Origin of the sequence: Vibrio halioticoli NBRC 102217 (assembly GCF_000496695.1) — a bacterium.
Lineage (GTDB): Bacteria > Pseudomonadota > Gammaproteobacteria > Enterobacterales > Vibrionaceae > Vibrio > Vibrio halioticoli.
Map to the genome: position 1 here is coordinate 81776 of NZ_BAUJ01000004.1, position 18872 is coordinate 100647.

At 44.5% G+C, this 18872-nt stretch carries 15 protein-coding genes and 1 riboswitch; of the genes, 11 read left to right on the forward strand and 4 right to left on the reverse strand.

Annotation, left to right across the window (positions count from 1 at the left end):
- The first annotated feature begins 89 nt into the window (after window positions 1–89).
- The 4 genes from VHA01S_RS01945 to VHA01S_RS01960 are packed head-to-tail and all read left to right on the forward strand — an operon-like array spanning window position 90 to window position 6842.
- On the forward strand, window positions 90–1916 hold the full coding sequence (locus VHA01S_RS01945) for a GAF domain-containing protein (RefSeq protein WP_023402665.1): 1827 nt from the start codon (window positions 90–92) through the stop codon (window positions 1914–1916).
- Between the two features lie 6 nt (window positions 1917–1922).
- Window positions 1923–4064: a site-2 protease family protein gene (locus VHA01S_RS01950; protein WP_023402666.1), complete on the forward strand. Its 2142-nt coding sequence runs from the start codon at window positions 1923–1925 to the stop codon at window positions 4062–4064.
- Window positions 4057–6054 (forward strand): preprotein translocase subunit SecA, encoded by a 1998-nt coding sequence (locus VHA01S_RS01955; protein WP_023402667.1) that lies wholly within the window; start codon window positions 4057–4059, stop codon window positions 6052–6054. The genes VHA01S_RS01950 and VHA01S_RS01955 overlap by 8 nt, the downstream gene beginning before the upstream one ends.
- A 2-nt stretch (window positions 6055–6056) precedes the next feature.
- Window positions 6057–6842 (forward strand): efflux RND transporter periplasmic adaptor subunit, encoded by a 786-nt coding sequence (locus VHA01S_RS01960; protein ID WP_023402668.1) that lies wholly within the window; start codon window positions 6057–6059, stop codon window positions 6840–6842.
- Between the two features lie 14 nt (window positions 6843–6856).
- Here VHA01S_RS01960 and rlmF read toward each other — a convergent pair whose 3' ends face one another.
- Window positions 6857–7819, reverse strand: a complete 963-nt coding sequence (gene rlmF / locus VHA01S_RS01965; RefSeq protein WP_023402669.1) for a 23S rRNA (adenine(1618)-N(6))-methyltransferase RlmF — start codon at window positions 7817–7819, stop codon at window positions 6857–6859.
- Window positions 7820–8010: 191 nt separating this feature from the next.
- On the opposite strand from rlmF, the gene VHA01S_RS01970 reads away from it, so the two are divergent.
- On the forward strand, window positions 8011–8883 hold the full coding sequence (locus VHA01S_RS01970; RefSeq protein WP_023402670.1) for a DMT family transporter: 873 nt from the start codon (window positions 8011–8013) through the stop codon (window positions 8881–8883).
- Window positions 8884–8955: 72 nt separating this feature from the next.
- Here VHA01S_RS01970 and VHA01S_RS01975 read toward each other — a convergent pair whose 3' ends face one another.
- Together VHA01S_RS01975 and VHA01S_RS01980 are read right to left on the reverse strand one after the other, a co-directional pair.
- Window positions 8956–9852, reverse strand: a complete 897-nt coding sequence (locus tag VHA01S_RS01975; protein WP_023402671.1) for a hypothetical protein — start codon at window positions 9850–9852, stop codon at window positions 8956–8958.
- Window positions 9853–9912: 60 nt separating this feature from the next.
- Window positions 9913–10965, reverse strand: a complete 1053-nt coding sequence (locus VHA01S_RS01980) for an aldo/keto reductase (protein ID WP_023402672.1) — start codon at window positions 10963–10965, stop codon at window positions 9913–9915.
- Between the two features lie 41 nt (window positions 10966–11006).
- Here VHA01S_RS01980 and VHA01S_RS01985 point away from each other — a divergent pair, with 41 nt between their 5' ends.
- Window positions 11007–12023, forward strand: coding sequence for an endonuclease/exonuclease/phosphatase family protein (locus tag VHA01S_RS01985; protein ID WP_023402673.1), 1017 nt, complete (start codon window positions 11007–11009; stop codon window positions 12021–12023).
- 29 nt (window positions 12024–12052) lie between these two features.
- On the opposite strand, the gene VHA01S_RS18730 is transcribed toward VHA01S_RS01985, so the two are convergent.
- Window positions 12053–12874 (reverse strand): MaoC family dehydratase, encoded by an 822-nt coding sequence (locus VHA01S_RS18730; RefSeq protein WP_023402674.1) that lies wholly within the window; start codon window positions 12872–12874, stop codon window positions 12053–12055.
- Window positions 12875–13091: 217 nt separating this feature from the next.
- Window positions 13092–13159: riboswitch (Fluoride riboswitch) on the forward strand.
- Window positions 13160–13304: 145 nt separating this feature from the next.
- On the opposite strand from VHA01S_RS18730, the gene VHA01S_RS01995 reads away from it, so the two are divergent.
- The 5 genes from VHA01S_RS01995 to VHA01S_RS02015 all read left to right on the forward strand — a co-directional run bounded on the left by VHA01S_RS01995 (window position 13305) and on the right by VHA01S_RS02015 (window position 18870).
- Window positions 13305–13997 (forward strand): iron-sulfur cluster assembly scaffold protein, encoded by a 693-nt coding sequence (locus VHA01S_RS01995; protein ID WP_021712549.1) that lies wholly within the window; start codon window positions 13305–13307, stop codon window positions 13995–13997.
- 17 nt (window positions 13998–14014) lie between these two features.
- Window positions 14015–14998, forward strand: a complete 984-nt coding sequence (locus tag VHA01S_RS02000; RefSeq protein WP_023402675.1) for a GGGtGRT protein — start codon at window positions 14015–14017, stop codon at window positions 14996–14998.
- A 389-nt stretch (window positions 14999–15387) separates the two neighbouring features.
- The gene (locus VHA01S_RS02005; protein ID WP_023402676.1) at window positions 15388–15987 is read left to right on the forward strand and encodes a LysE/ArgO family amino acid transporter; all 600 of its coding nucleotides are present in this window, start codon (window positions 15388–15390) and stop codon (window positions 15985–15987) included.
- A 95-nt stretch (window positions 15988–16082) separates the two neighbouring features.
- Window positions 16083–17555, forward strand: a complete 1473-nt coding sequence (locus VHA01S_RS02010) for an MATE family efflux transporter (protein ID WP_023402677.1) — start codon at window positions 16083–16085, stop codon at window positions 17553–17555.
- Between the two features lie 220 nt (window positions 17556–17775).
- The gene (locus tag VHA01S_RS02015) at window positions 17776–18870 is read left to right on the forward strand and encodes a NapC/NirT family cytochrome c (RefSeq protein ID WP_023402678.1); all 1095 of its coding nucleotides are present in this window, start codon (window positions 17776–17778) and stop codon (window positions 18868–18870) included.
- Window positions 18871–18872 lie beyond the last annotated feature (2 nt).

Below are 18872 nucleotides of genomic sequence, written 5' to 3' on the forward strand. Positions count from 1 at the left end.
TCTGTTGACGCGATATGTTTATTACCGTTTGAGCGAAGAGCACTGACTATCGGAAGGGTCGACGCTGTGTGCTGACAAGGATGTACTGTATGACGCAACAAGTCGAAGCTGCGCCAGAGCAAACGCTGCACGATGCGGCAACACAACAAAATGATTATTATCAGGAGTGGCTTGCCAAGCATAAAGCGGTGATTCCCGGTTTGCAGTCGGCAGTGATCTACTTGCCAATCAATGGCGAGTTAGTACCGATTGCGGACTTTGAGCCGCAGCAAGCGTCTTTTAATCAGCTTAATGAATTGCTCGATAATCATAAAACCATCACCCAACCTCAAGTCACTCGACTGGCCGCTATTTCTCCTGCGGGGGAAGCGTTTGGCCTGATTTATCCTATGTTAGATAAGCAGGGTGAGCTTATTGCACTGGCTGGATTTGCGGTGCAGGTGAAAACGCAAACCGAACTTACCCAAGCTTTAACTGTATTGCAGTGGAGCGCCGCAGGAATTGAAGTGGCGGAGCATCAACTGCGTGCTCAGCAAGCGTTGGATGAACAAGAATCTTATTCTACTCGGGTTGAGCTTTTGGCGCGAGTATTGTCTGAATCCAGTTATGGCGCATCCGCGACCCGCGCCGTCACCGAAATTGCAGTGTTGCTTAACTGTGACCGAGTCAGTCTTGGGCAGTATCAAAAAAATCGGTGCCGCCTAAAATACCTTTCGCACAGTGCCCAATTTGGCAAGAAAATGAACCATGTTCGCCAGATTGAAAGGGTGATGGATGAGTGTATTGATCAAGGTAAGATCATCCACTTCCCTGAAACTGATATCGATGAACACGCCATTACCCAAGCACACCAAACTTTATCTGAGTCGCAGGGCGATATTGGAGTGATGTCGGTGCCTTTGTATCTGCGCGGAGAAATTTATGGGGCTTTAGTGGTGGAAGGTAAGCCCGACCAAGTGTGGAGTAAATCAGAGTCGGAGTTTTGCCAAAGCATCTTTAGCCTGATTTTGCCCACGCTAGAAGATAAACGCCTTAACGATAGACCTTGGTATCGCAAATTATTTGATGGCACGCGACGTCAATTAGCTCGATTGCTTGGGCCTAATTACTTAGGCAGAAAATTGTTTATGATTGGCGCGCTGATCATCGGCTATCTGCTTGCCACTGTGACGGGCGAATATAAATTATCCGCCAATGCTCAAATAGAAAGTGCGGTGCAGCGCGCTATTGTTGCCCCTTATGACGGCTATATAAATCAAGCTTTAGTTAGGGCGGGCGATCAAGTGACCCAAGGCGAGTTGTTGGTGCAGATGGATGACCGAGATTTACGCCTAGAGCGTCTTAAATGGCTCAGTGAAGAGAGCAAATTAGTGCGCCAGCGTCTAGAGGCGTTATCAATTCGTGACCGCGCCAAAATCAATATCTTAAATGCCCAAGAAAAGCAGGTGCAAGTGCAGCTGTCCTTGGTTGAAAGTCAGCTTCAGCGCGGTCAATTACTGGCACCTTACGATGGTGTGGTGGTCAATGGCGATCTTAGCCAACGCTTGGGGAGTGCGGTCAGTAAAGGTGAATTATTACTTGAAGTTGCGCCCCTTGATAGTCATCGCATCAAACTGCAAGTGGCGGAAGACCAAATCGCGGAGCTTAAATTAGGACAGACAGGCACCTTGTATTTATCGGCGCTTCCAGAGCAAGGTTTTGAGTTTGTGATTAGCAAATTGACACCAGTGACCGAAGCGGTCGATGGCGCCAGTTATTTTATTGTAGAGGCGCAATTACAGACATTTTCTCAACAATTGCAACCGGGCATGGAAGGCATAGGTAAAGTCGCCATTAATGAGCAATTGCTGTTTCATATTTGGACTCGCGAAATGGCGCAGTGGTTAAGATTGCAGGCGTGGTCTTGGTGGGGGTAGCGGATTATGTCGCAAACGCTATTTAGCCCAGCTTGGTATAAAGTCGCTGATTTAAAGGTGCGCATTCGTAAACACGCCGATATTCATCGGCATGTGTACCGAGGCAAAGTGTGGTACGTGTTGCAAGACCATGTCACGGGGCAGTTTCAGCGCTTTACTCCGCAGGCGTATCAATTAATTGGTTTAATGAATGGCGAGCGCACCCTACAACAAATTTGGGATATTGCCTGTCAGCAGTTAAAAGAAGAGTTACCGAGCCAAGATGAAGTGATCAATCTGGTTGGGCAACTCAACAAAGCCAATGTCATGCAAACCGATGTATTGCCGAGCATCAAGCATTTGCATCGTCGCGGTGAAACCGAGCAAAAAAAGAAGCTCCTGCAACAGCTCAAATCACCACTAAGTGTGCGTATTCCTCTGCTCGACCCTGAGCGTTTTTTGTTTGCCACGCGCTTTATCGCTCGGGCTCTATTTTCCTTCGGCGGGGCCTTGCTTTGGCTGGCGATTGTCATTCTAGGCATTGTGTTAGCTACGCTGCATTGGACAGAGCTTACCAACAATTTAAGTGACCAAGTGTTAGGGCTTGAGAATCTCGTGCTGATGGCGCTGGTGTATCCCGTCATTAAATTGGCGCATGAATTGGGCCACGGCTGGGCGGTCAAACGTTGGGGCGGGGAAGTGCATGAAATGGGCGTGATGCTGCTTATTTTTATTCCTGTGCCTTATGTCGATGCGTCAGCGGCTTCCTCGTTTAGTAATAAATATCAGCGCATGATTGTTGGCGCAGTGGGCGTATTTGCGGAGCTGTTTATTGCCGCACTAGCAATGTTGGTGTGGGTGTTAGTTGAGCCGGGGGTGGTGCGTGCCCTTGCTTACAACGTCATGCTAATTGGCGGTGTATCGACGCTACTATTTAATGGTAATCCACTATTAAGATTTGATGCCTATTATGTGTTGGCAGATTTTCTGGAAATCCCTAATTTAGCCGCGCGAGGTAATGCGCAAGTTGGTTATTTAGTGAAACGTTATCTGTTTCGAATTAGCGCCGTGCGCAGTAATGCCTACAGCAAGTCAGAATCTTTTTGGTTGGCGCTGTATGCGGTCACTTCCTACATCTATCGCTTGTTTGTGATGGTGGCAATCTCGTTATTTGTCGCCAGTAAATACTTCTTCATCGGCATTATATTGGCCATTTGGTCGGTGATGAGCAGTTTGATCATTCCTATAGTTAAAGCCATAGCTAAACCACGACAAGACCCTCTTATGCGAAGAAAAAGTCCCTATATTTATCTCGGTGGCGCTGCGGTTATTACTGCTATCGCCTTTTTACTGTTTTATGTGCCTGCGCCCTATAAAACTTATGCGCAAGGGGTGATTTATGTGCCGCAAAATGCCTACATAAGAGCGCAAACCAATGGTTTTGTTCGACAAGTCTTCTTAGAAGGCGGTGCGCAGGTAGAGCAAGGTACGGCTCTATTACAACTTGATGCGCCGGATTTGCAGGCCAAAGCTGAAATTTTGAAAGGGCAATTTGCAGAAGCAAAGCTCAGATATGATGCGAGCGTGAATAATCGCACCGAATCTGAAATCTTACTGCAAGAGCTCAAATATTTAGGGCAGGAATACCAAGACGTGCAAAGACGTCTGCAACACCTTAGCGTCATCAGCCCAGCCAAAGGTCAGCTTATTTTTGCCCAAAGGCATTTACAAGAAGGGCACTATTTTCATCGCGGTGAAATCATTGGCTATGTGGTCGATGTTGAGCATTTGCCGATTGCGGCGATGATCTCTGAGGATGATATCGATAGAGTCAGCAACCAAACTCATGCGGTGTGGTTAAAACTGGCCTCACAGCCTGAGCCTGAATACGCTAGCGCCATTATTCGCCAAGCCCCTTCTTCTACACATCTATTACCAAGCTCAGTGCTGAGTACCGATGGCGGCGGTTTGATTGTATTAGACCCTAATCGCACCACAGAACTTGAAAGCTACAAAAGTTATTTTCGGGTAGAACTGGACAGTTCAAACGCGCGCATTCAGCGTTTTGATGAACGGGTGCATGTGCTGTTTGAGCATGACGCAGAGCCTATCGCTTATCGTTGGTATCGCTCTATAAGGCGCTTATTGTTGAGGCAGTTTGATGTATAAGCGCCCGCAAAGAAGACCAAGCTCGGTATTAGAGCGGCCGCAACGAGTGTTGGATACGCAAAAACGTATGCAGCGCTGGTGGCGCACGTTAACCGCGTTTGGCAGTCGTCCGCTGCGCGCATCTATCTGGTTATATAAGCCTTTGCTATGGCGCATTAAACGCCGTGATAAAGCCTACCGAAAACTCTCAGAAAGTGAGTTAGATCAGCAGATCAAAACCGTCCAACAATCACTACTGCGCTTTGGGCTGATCAATGCCCTGACCGTTGAGGTCTTTGCACTAGTACGAGAAGTCGCTGGACGTGAATTGGGCATGTGGCACTTTGATAGTCAGTTATTGGGCGGGCTAGCGATTTTGCATGGCAACATCGGACAGATGCAAACGGGCGAAGGTAAAACATTAACCGCAACTTTGCCGGTTGCCGCCGCCGCGCTTACGGGCATTCCTACCCACGTTGTGACGGTAAATGATTACTTAACTGAGCGAGATGCGCAGTTGATGCTGCCTGTTTATCAGCGTTTAGGCTTGAGCGTTGGGGTTGTGATACAAGGTTTGGACTTGAGTGAGCGTAAACAACAATACGCCCGCGATATCGTGTATTGCACGAATAACGAATTGGCTTTTGATTACCTCAAAGATGCGATTGCCCTTGAACAACATTCAGATGCTTTGCACTTGCACGCCCTGCGAAGTTTGCCATCACATCGCTCCGAGTTACTGGATAGCTTGATGTTAAGAGGGCTTCATTTTGCCGTGGTTGATGAAGCTGATGGCGTATTTATGGATGAAGCGATTACGCCATTGGTGATTTCGGGTGATAGCGCGCCTAATCCTGATCAGCAGCAGTTATATTTACAAGCCTTTGAAATAGGGCAAACGCTACAACTTGATGTGGATTTTATGATTCGCCTGCCTTCTAAGCAGATTGAGTTTACGCCACTGGGTGAGGAAAACATTGAGCGACAAACACAAGGGTTAGGGGCGTTGTGGCAAGCACGGCTAAGACGTTTAGAACTGGTGAAACAAGCGCTGACGGCGTTGCATTTGTTTATTCGAGATAAGCACTATTTAGTGGATGAGGGCAAAGTGGTCATCATTGATGAGCACACCGGACGACGCATGCCAGATAGAACGTGGGAGCAAGGGTTACATCAATTAATTGAAATTAAAGAGCAGTGCGAACTTAGCGATCCACGGGTGACGTTAGCCAGCATCAGTTTTCAAAACTTTTTCCGTTTTTATCATCACTTATCCGGCATGACAGGTACTGCCGATGAAGTGAAAAGCGAGTTCTGGCGCGTGTATGAACTGCCGGTGGTGGATGTGCCCACTCATAAAACTAATCAACGCCGTCAATTTCGGCCTACGATTTTGCGCACTGAACAGCAAAAGTGGCAGTGCGTAGTCAGCAAGATTAAACAATTTCGTGAGCAGGGAGAGCGCCCAATATTGGTCGGCACGCAATCGCTCAAGGATTCCGAATCCCTATCCCAATTATTGTTAGCCCGCGGTATTGAGCATCAAGTGCTTAACGCTAGGCAAGATGAGTCTGAGGCGGAAATTGTCAAACTGGCAGGGCTGGCATCGAAAATTACGATTGCGACAAGCATGGCAGGTAGGGGAACAGATATTAAATTAGACAGCCAAGTGGAAGCGCAAGGCGGGCTACATGTCATGGTGACAGGTCTGCATGATTCTTCACGAGTAGACAGGCAATTGGAAGGTCGCTGTGCTCGGCAAGGGGACAGAGGCAGCGTCGAATTTATTCTGTCATTAGAAGAAGAGCTGATTACCGCTAAGTGGGCCAAATTATTGGCGTTAATAAATCTAATTCCAATGCCCAACAGTTTGAAAAGTAAACTATTATTTAATGGCATTCGGCAGTGTCAAAAGCGCATTGAACGTCAGCAAGACCAGAGCCGAAAGCAATTGCTAAAACACGATGAACAACAACAGGAAGTGTTGTCTTTCTCTCAAAATCAGGTGTAAACATGACAAGCTGTAAAACATGGAAGTTCGAGCAAACATATTTTGGCAAATGGACACTAGCAAGCACATTGTTGCTGGCCTCTTTTACCTCTTATGCCAATAACGCAAACGATGCTAGCCATCCGCTGATTTCTCCTTTTAGCTGCTTACTCGAACCCAGTTCAGAGGTTGAGCTTAGCAGTGAAGTGCAAGGGGTTATCAAAGAGCTTAGGGTTAACCGAGGCGATAAAGTTAAGAAAGGGCAGGTAGTGATGAAACTGAACTCTACCGTTGAAATCGCCGCTGTGAATACGGTCAAAGCAAGGCTAGATTTTGCCAGTCGTAAGGTCGAGCGAAACGCTGATTTGTATCGTAAGAGTCTGATTTCTGACAATGAGCAAGACGAGATGCTGACCGAACAACGTTTGGCTGAGTTTCAGCTTAAAGAAGCTAAGGTTCGTTTAAGCCAAAGGCAAACTCGCAGTCCTATTTCTGGGGTGGTGATTGAGCGCATTAAAGATCCCGGTGAATTTGTCGATGAAGAACCGTTTTTGCGCATTGCGACCTTAAACCCTATCCATGCTGAAGTGGTGTTGCCTGCTGAGCTGTATGGCAAAATCAGTAAAGGACAACAGGTGAATCTGTCGGCGCTGGGTAAAGATGCCACCTATCAAGGTAAGGTCTCTATTATCGACCCGATTATTGATGCTGCCAGTAATACCTTTGCAGTGACTGTGTCACTGAATAATGACTCGCAGAGCTTGTTTGTAGGACAGCGCTGTGATGTTGAGTTTATCAGTGGTAGCTAGGCTCTAAAGCTCGACTAATACCGCCATGCGATAAAGCGGCTGATTTTTTGTCCTTGCGACATTTCGACGACTTTGATCTCTTTGACTTTCAAGCTAGTGAGTTTTTTCTTCATACTAGAAACGTTTTCTTTTTTAGAGATCAAAGTGCTAAACCAGCCCACTTGGTCTTTAAATAATGCGCTTTCATTGGCCATATTTTTGATGAAGGCTTCTTCTCCTCCGGGACACCATAGCTCGGCTTTTTGTCCGCCAAAGTTAAGTCCTTTTTGCTGAGGTTTTATTGTGGAGGCTTTAGTATTCATGCCTTGAGCGCCACGTTTCACTCGGTTTTTGGCAAGGTTACTGGCTTTTCTTTGCGTGCCTAACTGCGCCTCTTTTAGCGACTTATGAAAAGGAGGGTTACACATTGCTAGGTGGTAATACTCTCCCTCTTTAATGACACCTTGGAAAATATGTTTAGCGTCGGTTTGCAATCTGGGCGTGATCTTTTCTGATAGATGCGGATTCTGCGCCGCAATCTCACTGGCAACTTTAATTGATACTGGGTCGACATCACTGGCGGTAAAATGCCACTGGTAATCGGTCGCGCCAATAATTGGGTAGATACAGCTGGCACCGGTGCCAATATCAAGTACCTTGATGGTCTCAGTAGCCTCTGTGGTTTTTTCTAGCAGTTCGGCGAGGCGATGTACATAATCGGCGCGGCCAGGAATAGGCGGGCATAAATAGCCTTGCGGAATATCCCAAACACGCACTTGATAGTGTAATGCCAATAGCGCTTTATTGAGCATGAGCACCGAATCAGGATCGCTAAAGTTAACGGTTTTCTCACCCTTTGGATTTAAAATAATTTTGCTCTTTAGCGCAGGTAATGCCTTAACTAACGCATCAATATTGTATCGACCATGGTGTTTGTTTTTAGGGTGAAGCCCGGCTTTAACCGCATGCTTTGGTGGATGTGCTTTGTTTTTGTTCAAGGTGTCGATACTCAATATTAGGTGTTAGTCCAGCAGGGGCTACCTTAACATAATGAACCTATAGCATAAATGAGCCTCCGGCATAAATGAGCCCAGATTTTCGTTTGCGTACTTGTCATACAAATTGGATTTATTCGCTAAACACTGGTATCTTCGCGCGTCTTTTGTTGGTTGTTATCTGTTAAGGTTTTATGCGCATTAATAATGTCTCTCAGGCAATTTTACTCTTAGTATTTGCTAATTTTTTAGCCTCTTTGTCTGATGTCTCACTGAAAGTGCTCAATGGCGAAGTACCGACGTTTCAGTACGTCTTTATTCGTCAGGTGATGAGCTTGTTGATTATTGCGCCGTTATGGTGGCGATTGCCCAAAGCAGAGCGTATGCAAGGTTGTGGCAAGATTAACTTTTGGCGCGCACAGTTCATTTTAATTGGCAGTGGTTGCGCTATGGTAGCGATTACTCACTTAACCTTAGCCACCGCGAATGCGATGTTTTATGTCGCACCTTTGATGATGCTGCCTTTGTCGGTGGTGTTTTTACAAGAAGTACCACCGCTGAAAAAAATCATTGCTACGGGTATCGGCTTTTTAGGCGTGCTGGTGGTGCTAAGGCCTGAACACTTTCATTGGGCGGCGATTATTGCTTTAGGCAGTGCGCTAGCAATGGCGGTGGGTAATATTTTAATTAAACGTTTACCCAAGGAACAGTCGGTGGTTTCGACGCTGTTTTGGACTACGGCATTAACGATACCGGGCGCTTTGTTATTGGCGTTGCCACAATGGTCAGAAATTCATATGCGTCATATCTTTTGGATCACCGCCATTAATGTGTTTGTGCTCAGCTACCATGCATTAGTGGTGATTGGTTATCGAAAAGCGCCCGCAAGCCAAATTGCATTAGCTGAATACTCAGGCTTAGTGTTTGTGACTCTGTTTGGCATTATGTGGTTTGATGAGATCCCAGATACCCTTACCGCCATTGGCATCGCAATGATTGTGGTGCCTTTAATGCCGATTCGCTGGAAAAGAAAAGCCAAGCCATTGGATGTGGTTTCTGAAGCCTAGCTTGAGGCTATTGAGCGTAAAAAATAACAAGGGCCCTAATTTATAGGGCCCTAACTGTATCACTCTATCCGGTTATACCACTGAGATACGACGAATTAATCCCCAGTACAAATTCTTCAATAGCAACAAAAAGCCAATCGGTATCAAAATCGTTTTTAACACGAACATGGCAATTAGCTTCAATAGGTTGACCACTAAAGATTCTGTTTTGATTTTTAGTTCATCAAACTTGTGTTGCAGATCTTGCTTGGTATCAGAAAAGCCATTGGTTACGTTGTGCCAAGTGTGTTTCACGCTACTCATGAAACTGTCATCTTGTGTCTGCTCATCTGCATCTGCGGTGGTGCCATTCATTAAATCTTGATTGAACTGATGTAAATCAGTGGCGATAAAGTCCGTTTGTTGCGTGATTTGCTCGGTTTGTTCGTTGAGAAACAAGGTATCGGCCATGCTATTGAGGAGCAATGTGCCTACCAATAAAAAGCGCGTAAAACACAAAATAAAAAACGTTGGCTGGGTGTATTTAGTAAAGCGTGCCATTGGCACAACCCACAGCGTGACTAGGTAACTAATCGCACTTAACGCAATGGTGATGTTGACGATTTTATTGGTAAATACATCCAACAAAATACGTTGCAAGCCAAGGGAGGCAAGGGCCGTGGTGAGCACACTAGAAGTTGATTGCAGTATCTCTGTGGCTGGTGAGAGGATTTCACCGACGCTAAGCGTTACCACTGGCACATTAATTTCTGTGCCTTGTAGCACTGAAATAATGGCATGGATACTACGCACCGAAGCAAAGGCAATCAGCCCTTGGTCGATAGACTCATCAAGTTTGAGCAGGGTGTAGTGATCGGCAAGGTTAAAGATAGCGACCAGTGTCAGAGCCACGGCAATAATACTCAGTAAAATGCGATGTGATTTAGCAGAAATGGGCGCAGGTGGCGGTAGGCTGACAGCGTTACTCATGGATAAATCTCGTGTAAAGGCTGGGTGTACCCAGCCATTCGGGCTTTAATGGATAGGCGTTTAATAAGGTGCAGGGAACTGTTTAATAACCTGCGTAATACGCGTTAATGCTTGCTCATCAAGGATAATATCAAACGCAGCAATGTTCTCTTTTAGTTGAGGCAAGGTTGTCGCGCCAATGATGCTTGAAGTCACGCCTTGCACACTGTTACACCAAGCCAACGCCAACTGTGCTGGGGTGATATTTAGGTCGTGAGCAATCTGGCAATACTGCGCCACAGCTTCATGGGCAAGGGCAGTGCTTCGGTAAATACTTTTTGGATTCATCAAGCTCCAGCGAGTACCGTTAGGGCGAGCACCGTTAGCATACTTGCCCGCTAATAGTCCGGTAGCCAGTGGTGACCAAGGTAAATAGGCAACATCATTGTGATGACACTGCTCAATTAAATACGGCCAGTCTTTTTGGCATAGTAAGCTAAATTCATTTTGAATAGAGACCATTTTGGGCAGGCTGTGTTGTTTGGCTAGCTCCAAATAAGTGCTGATCCCCCAAGGGGTTTCATCGGATAGCCCGCAATGACGAATTTTACCCGCGCTGACGCATTCTTGCAGGGCTTGTAAAATCTCTAACATCTGCGACCGCTGCGCAGTTACGTCTACTTCATCAAAGCTAAAGGTATTTGGCCACTGCTTGCCAAAGTGCGGTGAGGTGCGATTTGGCCAGTGCAGTTGATAAAGGTCGATATAATCGGTTTGTAGGCGTTGTAGAGACTTTTCTACCGATTGAATCACCGCCTCTGCGGTGATTGGGCCGCCATCTCTCACCCAATGCATACCAGGGCCTGCCACTTTAGTGGCAATGATGGTGTTTTGGCGCTGCGCTTGATGACGTGAAATCCAGTCGCCAATAATAGTTTCTGTTTTACCGTAGGTGTCAGGGGTTGCAGGAATGGCATACATTTCTGCGGTATCGATAAAATTAATGCCTTGTTCTAGCGCATGGTTAATTTGCAGATCGGCGTCTTGTTGATTGTTCTGCACACCCCAAGTCATGCTGCCTAAGCAGACACGTGATACTTGCAGGTCACTATGGCCAAGTTTGGCATACTCCATTTCGAGCTCTCCTTATCCTGTTTATCTATTTAAGATACTCCATGAAACTCGCTGAAACCAGTAACTTGGGTTATCGTGAAGGTATGCGTTGTGCTTACCACATGGACAAAGACACTTTGGCATTACATCAGTTCAAGATCAGTACCTTTAATTTATTCAATTATCTTAGCCCGCCTGGGGCGTATTACGATTTTGAAAACATCTACAGCATAGATCAATGGCAGGACAAACAGCGTTGGACGTTTGATCAAATCAAACTCAGCGATGCTGACATTATTGGCTTTCAAGAGATCTTTAGCCCTTTGCCATTACAAGAGCAATTGCTGGATTTAGGCTACCGTCATTTCTCGGTTATCGATGAGCCAAAAATTGAAGATGAGTTTATCTATTCAGAGCCAGTTGTCGGCATAGCGTCACGTTACCCGATAGTGAGTGCTAACCCTGTTATCGCCGATACCCTTGCTAGCCAAGAGCTTGGTTTTGCATTTAGTCGCGCGCCTCTCCATGCGGTCATAGAACTGCCCATGATAGGCAAAGTGGATGTGTTCGTGGTGCACTTTAAGTCTCAAAGGCCCAAAGCATTAACTGTGCCCAATGAACACTTATTAGAAGTAGAGCGTTGGCGTTCAACCATGCAACGCGGGCTAGAAGCGCGTTTTTTAAGTGCGTTTATGGCAGAGCGCAAAGCTGAAATAGGTTATCCGCAGGTGTTGCTAGGCGATTTTAATCGAGATTTGCATAGCGCCGAATTTTCAACTCTCACCTTGGATGAACAGCAGTTACAGACTGGCGGCTATCAGAGTAGCGGCTATCTGCAAGATGCCAAAGGTTTATTAGCCACACCAATAGAGCCTATTCCCACTCACTATTATGGCGCTAAGGGCAACATATTAGATTATGTCTTGTTATCCGAAGAGTTTGATCGCGCTAGCGCCTCTTGCTTATATGAGGTAAGTGAGTACTTAGTCTCGGATAGCCATTTGATCAATCCTATCTATGCCATTGACCGAATGGCCAGTGATCACGGCATAGTCACAGTGACCCTCACGCAGCAATGATTTAAGTGCGCTATGTTAGGTGAATGATGTTAAGTGCGCCATTGTAAATCTAATAGCGGTTTGTTTTGAGCATTGAGTAACACCGCTTGCTGTCCATCTTTGAGCAGTTGAGTGTGAGTTGGCAATAGCGCAGGACGTTTAAATTGCACTGCAATTGAGGCTGGGTTGATTTCCAGCGACACCATAGAGCGAGCTAATAAATACATCCCATGTGCGATAGGGTGTTTGAAACCAAATGGCGCTGCGGTAATTCGATGCAAATGGATTGGATTATAGTCGCCGGATATTCTGGCATAGCCGCGTACATCCGGTTCGGAAAACGATAAGGTATCTATCATTTGATAGCTAGGGTATTGCTCTAGTATTGGCGCAGGTTTATTGGCGCGCTGCAGGTGAGTGATAGAAAAATAATGACTGTCAAAACCACACACTATCTTGCCTGAGTCTAAAAAGCGCACCTGTAACTCAAATTCAATGCCGCGATCTTTGTGTTCTACTTTGCCAATTGCGACTGTGATGTCTAACGGGGTGCTTGGCACTATGGCATCATTTTGGAAAAAATGGATGCGGGTATGAATAAGTCCCAATATTTTTAGAGGAAAGCGAGGGTCGCTTAATAAAGCCAGTTGTGCTTTTTGGCTGGCAACAAAAAGATAAGGCAGAGGGAAATGCTCTGCTGGAAAACCACAATATTGCTGATAGCGAGCAAGATGTGCCGGCTTAAAGTTAAATTCATGAAGGGTTAAATTGAGTAGAGGGATTTCAATATTGGTTTGAGATTTAAATAAAGTCTTGCTGATTAGAGAAAGGGAATTGGGTAATTCCTTATATTTGATGCTTGTCCGTGACATTATTTTTTATCTCGCATTGGCTAACTCGGTTAATTATGGACCAATTTGCGGATTTATCTGTTTTTTACCTATTATTTTCAATTTGTATCTAGTTGATCAATAAAGGGTTTAAAGAATAGTTTGTTTGAGCGCAAACTTTTGTGAATATCTTATTTCATCGCAGTAATGTTAGGTTTCATATGAATATGTTGTTATCAAATGTGTCATGACCTAAATTAGTTGCACAGGTGATGGGGTTCCACCTACTTAACCGCCAAATCTTTGGCTGATGACTCCTACTAAAATCGAAAGCAGTGACGTATTTATCTTAGGATAATTGTAGCTAGTACTATTATGGTACTCGGTTTGGTAGGGTGTATCTTCAATTCTCATTCTGCCCATTCTTCACTGTTTTCCCAAGCTTAATTCATTTGTTAGAGCGGAAAACACTATGCATTACACAAACGAAATTCAATCAATGTGCCCAATTCAACGTGGCGACCTACATGCTTCTTCTCCAATCCCAGTAGAAGGCCGCATGATTAACCCTAAAGAAGTTATTGCAATTTCTGGCCTAAGCCACGGTGTGGGCGGTTGTGCTCCACAACAAGGTGCTGCAAAACTAACTTTAAACGTTAAAGAAGGCATCATTGAAGAAGTGCTAATCGAAACTATCGGTTGTTCAGGCATGACTCAATCAGCAGCTATGGCGTCTGAAATTCTTACAGGCAAAACAATTCTTGAAGCAATGAACACTGACTTAGTGTGTGATGCAATTAACGTAGCAATGCGTGAAATCTTCCTTCAATTCACTTACGGTCGTACTCAATCTGCATTCTCTGATGGCGGTCTAGAAGTAGGTGAAGCACTAGAAGATCTAGGTCAAACACTACGTAGCCAAGTGGGTACAAGCTACTCAACTAAAGCTAAAGGCGTTCGTTACATGGAAATCGCTGAAGGCTACGTGACTAAAATGGGTCTTGATGAAAACGATGAAGTTATCGGTTATCAATACATGAACCTAGGCAAGTTCATGAAAGCACTTGATGCTGGCGTTGATGCAGAAACTGCACTAGCTCAAGCAAGTGGTCAATACGGCCGTTTTGCAGAAGCTGTTAAAACTATCAACCCACGTCAACAGTAAGCGAAGAGGACTGAATCATGAACAACGCAACTCAAGCTCTATTAGCAGAAATGAACTTAAAATCTTTAGAAGAAGCGGCTGCTTATTGTAAAGAATTCGGCATTGATACCCGTGAACAAGTCATGGAAACTCAGCCTATCGCTTTTGAAAGTGCAGTAGACGCGTACACACTAGGTACCGCTTACGCATTATTCACAGACAGCAAATCTTCTATCGAAGCGGCAAATGCTATCGGTAAAGGTCTACAAGCATCTTGTAAACCAGGTAGTGTTGCTGACCAACGTCAAGTTGGTATCGGTCACGGTGCTCTAGCGGCTCGTCTTCTTGACGAAAAAAGCACATGTTTTGCTTTCCTAGCTGGTCACGAATCATTTGCGGCAGCTGAAGGTGCAATCAAAATCGCACTTAACGTAAACAAAGCACGTACTACTCCATTAAAAGTTATTCTTAATGGTCTAGGTAAAGATGCGGCTTACCTTATCTCTCGTATCAACGGTTTCACTTACGTGAGAACTCAATTTGATTACGATACTGGCGAGCTAAAAGAAGTAGAACGTCGTCGTTTCTCTCAAGGTCCTCGTGGCGAGATTGATTGTTACGGTGCTGATGATGTACGTGAAGGTGTGGCTATCATGCGTAGCGCTGGTGTTGACGTAAGTATCACTGGTAACTCAACTAACCCTACACGTTTCCAACACCCAGTTGCTGGTATCTACAAATCAGAATGTAACCGTGAAGGCAAATCATACTTCTCTGTAGCTTCAGGTGGCGGTACTGGTCGTACTCTACACCCAGATAACGTAGCTGCAGGTCCTGCATCTTACGGTATGACAGATACTATGGGTCGTATGCACGCTGACGCTCAGTTTGCTGGTAGCTCTTCTGTACCTGCTCACGTTGCTATGATGGGCTTCATCGGCATGGGTAACAACCCAATGGTAGGTGCGTCAGTAGCACTTGCTGTAGCGGTAGATGAAGCACTTAAAGCGAAACGCGCTTAAGTACTAAAATTCTGGAGGCTAGCTACTCCATACCTCTTATTTGTGTCGTGGCATTGCGATGATACATGGCTAGCTTCCGGTCTAATGTCAATTTAGTTTATGAACTTACCTAAATTGATTATATGCCCAAATTTATAAGTGGATTTCTATCGCCGGATTGATATTTATAATAATGACTGGCTAATCACTATCCTCATACTGGGACAGTATTTAGTCAGTATTATGGATAAAAAGTGATACCGCTCATTACTTTTTACCTGTGGGCATTCAGAGCAAACTCATAGTCATGGGTTTGCTCTTTTTCTTTTCTAAAGACCACTTCCTCAAATTGCTATTTATGCAAGTGAACTGTAAAGTTATCCACCATTTTTATTGTTGTGGGTAATACTATGTCGCCTTTTTTTGCCGGACTTTCGATTGGGCTTTCTCTTATTTTGGCTATTGGCGCACAAAATGCTTTTGTGATTAAGCAAGGTTTAATGCGTCAGCATGTTTTTTGGGTGTGCTTAGTGTGTGCATGCTCGGATGCATTGTTGATTTTTGCTGGTGTTGCGGGCTTTTCAGTGGTGGTGAAAGCCTATCCGCAAGTCGAAGATATTGCCCGTTATGCCGGCGCCTTGTTTTTAATCGTGTATGGGCTGAGCAGCCTGTGGTCGGCATTTCGCAATAAACACACGCTTGACCCTACTGCGAAAGCACCATCCTCGTTAGCGAAAACATTAGCGGTGTGTTTGGCGTTCACTTGGTTAAACCCGCATGTTTACCTAGATACCTTAGTGTTCTTAGGTTCTGTGTCCACCCAATATGGCGCAGATAAATATGAATTTGGCTTAGGTGCTGTGTGCGCTTCGTTTATTTTCTTTTTTAGTTTGGGTTATGGCGCAAGATTATTAACCCCTTACTTCAAAAAAGCCCATACTTGGAAAGTGCTGGAAGGTTTAGTGGGGGTGACAATGCTGCTACTGGCCTTTGAATTACTGAGGAATTAATACTGAACGTGCTATTAACGAGGCATTCTATCGAGTAAACCTACTTGATGGTGGTAGTGCTTGCGAATGGTATTAGAAGATATCAAGGAGTGACGGTGGCAGAGCAGGAAGCGAAGTTCGTACAAGGTTCGACAATGAAACACATACTGACCATGTCAGGTGCGGGTTCCATTGGATTAATGTCATTATTTATTGTCGACCTGCTCGATATGATGTTTATCAGTATGCTCGGTCAGGTGGAACTGGCAGCAGCTGTGGGGTTTGCTGGAACCTTAATCTTTTTCTCAACCTCTATTTCCATTGGTACTTCAATTGCTATGGGAGCGTTGGTATCAAAAGAACTTGGCGCAAAACAGAGGAAAAGTGCTAAGCATCTAGTCATCAACATATTGGTGACAGCCTTTCTAGTCAATGCCGTCATTACCGGCATTATGACTTATTATATTCCTGAATTGCTGACATTAATCGGTGCTAAAGGTGCGGCCTTTGAGCACGCTAAAGATTACATGTACATTTTATTGCCTAGTACACCCATAGTTGCTCTAGGTATGGCAGCAGGAGCGGCGCTACGTGCCGCTGGGGATGCCAAACGTTCGATGATGGCCACTATTTGGGGTGGGGTAGTCAACGCCATTTTAGACCCCATTTTTATCTTCGTATTTATGTGGAATGTCGAAGGCGCCGCATTAGCATCGGTGATCTCCCGCGCGACCGTATTGACGTTTTCCTTAGCCCCTTTAATTAGACAGCACAACCTTGTTGGACGTTTTAACTATCGCCATTGGTTAATGAGCCAGCGAGCTATCTTCGCCATTGCATTCCCTGCCATTTGTACCAATATTGCGACACCCGTAGGCAACGCCATTGTGACAAGTGCCATTGCGCAATATGGTGAAGACTTTGTCGCTGGGTTTGCGGTGATGGGGAGATTAACGCCCGTAGTGTTTGCGGCTATTTTTGCATTGTCGGGGGCAGTGGGTCCTATTATCGGACAAAATTACGGTGCACTGCGCATAGATAGAGTGAAAGAAACGCTGCGTAATTCGTTGTTGGTGGTGACGGTTTACTGTCTATTGGTCAGTGTGGTGTTGTTCTTTTTGCAGTCGCAAATTGTGAATGCCTTTAACCTCACTGGCGATGCCGATGTGCTGGTTCGAACATTTTGCACTTACATTGCGATTACCTTTTTGTTTAATGGCGCGCAATTTGTCGCAAATACCTCGTTTAATAATCTCGGTAGACCTCTGTATTCCACTGCATTAAATGTGGGTAAAGCAACCTTGGGCACCATTCCTTTTGTCTATTTAGGTTCTGCACTATTTGGCGCACTTGGGGTTTTGTATGGCCAAGCGCTAGGGAATTTAGTGTTTGGTTTGATAGCGTTAGCGACTCTTAAATTTCATTTAAAACAACTAGATAACGAAGCCCCCGTTGAGCAAAAAGAGGCCGCCGATGATGAACTTGATGAAGGGTTGCATTGCGTTAATATGCAACCGTTTTGTACCCATGATGCGGTGGCAATGGAAGAGTTAATAAAAAGTGACGAATTATTAATGGAAAAGAAATGAGAATCATTAATATATTATTAATTAAATACGTCATTATTAATAATACAAAATGCTAAGTATTTAACTGTAAATAATTAAATAAACTTGGAAATATTAAAATTGATCAAAATCAATTTTAATATTATTAAACATTGGACATAATAATTGTGTGAAAAACAACTCAGTAACTATTTTTTTAATGAGATAGCTTAATAGCAAATATCTATTAAAGAATTAGGACATGACAATAAAAAAAAGATATATAGCACTTATGGTTATGATAGGTGTATTTATTGGCTGGTTGAGCTTAGGTGGTACTGCGGCCATCATGCACAAAACTTCAAGCACGGAGTTTTGTCTATCTTGTCATTCAATGGAAATTCCTTACGAGGAGTATCAAGGTTCCGTTCACTTTACCAATGCGAAAGGTATTCGAGCTGAGTGTTCCGATTGCCACATACCAAAAGAACCCTTGGATTACGTTGTTACTAAGATCCGAGCATCTAAAGATATTTATCATGAATTTGTGACTGGAAAAATTGATTCAGAAGATAAATATGAAGACCATCGTTTAGCTATGGCAGAGGCTGTTTGGGCCCAATTTAGAGAGAATGATTCTGCTACATGTCGTTCATGTCACTCCTTTGACGCAATGGACAGTTACGAGCAGTCTGATGACGCAGTGAAAATGCATAAATACGCTAAAGAGAACAATCAAACTTGTATTGATTGCCATAAAGGCGTTGCCCACTTTGCACCTGAACCAGAGCTCGATCGTGAAGCTTACGATCGTATTGTTGCGCTAACAGCAAATACCCCTTCTGATGTAAAACAAGTTTTCAGCGTTAATAAAATTAGTTTAGGTGATCTAGGTGTTATTAATCCTGCCGTTGAAATGGATGTCGTTAAATACGAAGACCAAAAACGAATGATTAAACTTTCTGGTTACCAAATGAAAGGTGCCGAACAAGTTTTATATATGAGTAAAGGTCAACGAAATATCATCGCAAGCCTTTCTGAAGCAGGACAAAAACAACTAGAAGTAGGACAGTTTGAAGAAGATCGATATGGTAACTCTTGGAGAACGGCTTCATTAACTACCACAATTGATGCGCCAGTATTAGATACCTTTGAACCTTTATGGGCGTACGCTGAAGAATTAGATAATGTTTATTGTGCAACTTGTCATGCCAAAATTCCTGCAAATCACTTTACCGTAAATGCATGGGGACCTGTTGCTAAAGGAATGGGAGATCGAACCGATATCTCAGAATTAGATCTTGAAATACTAACCAAATTCTTTCAAAACCACGCAAAAGATGTGGTCGGTCACTAACG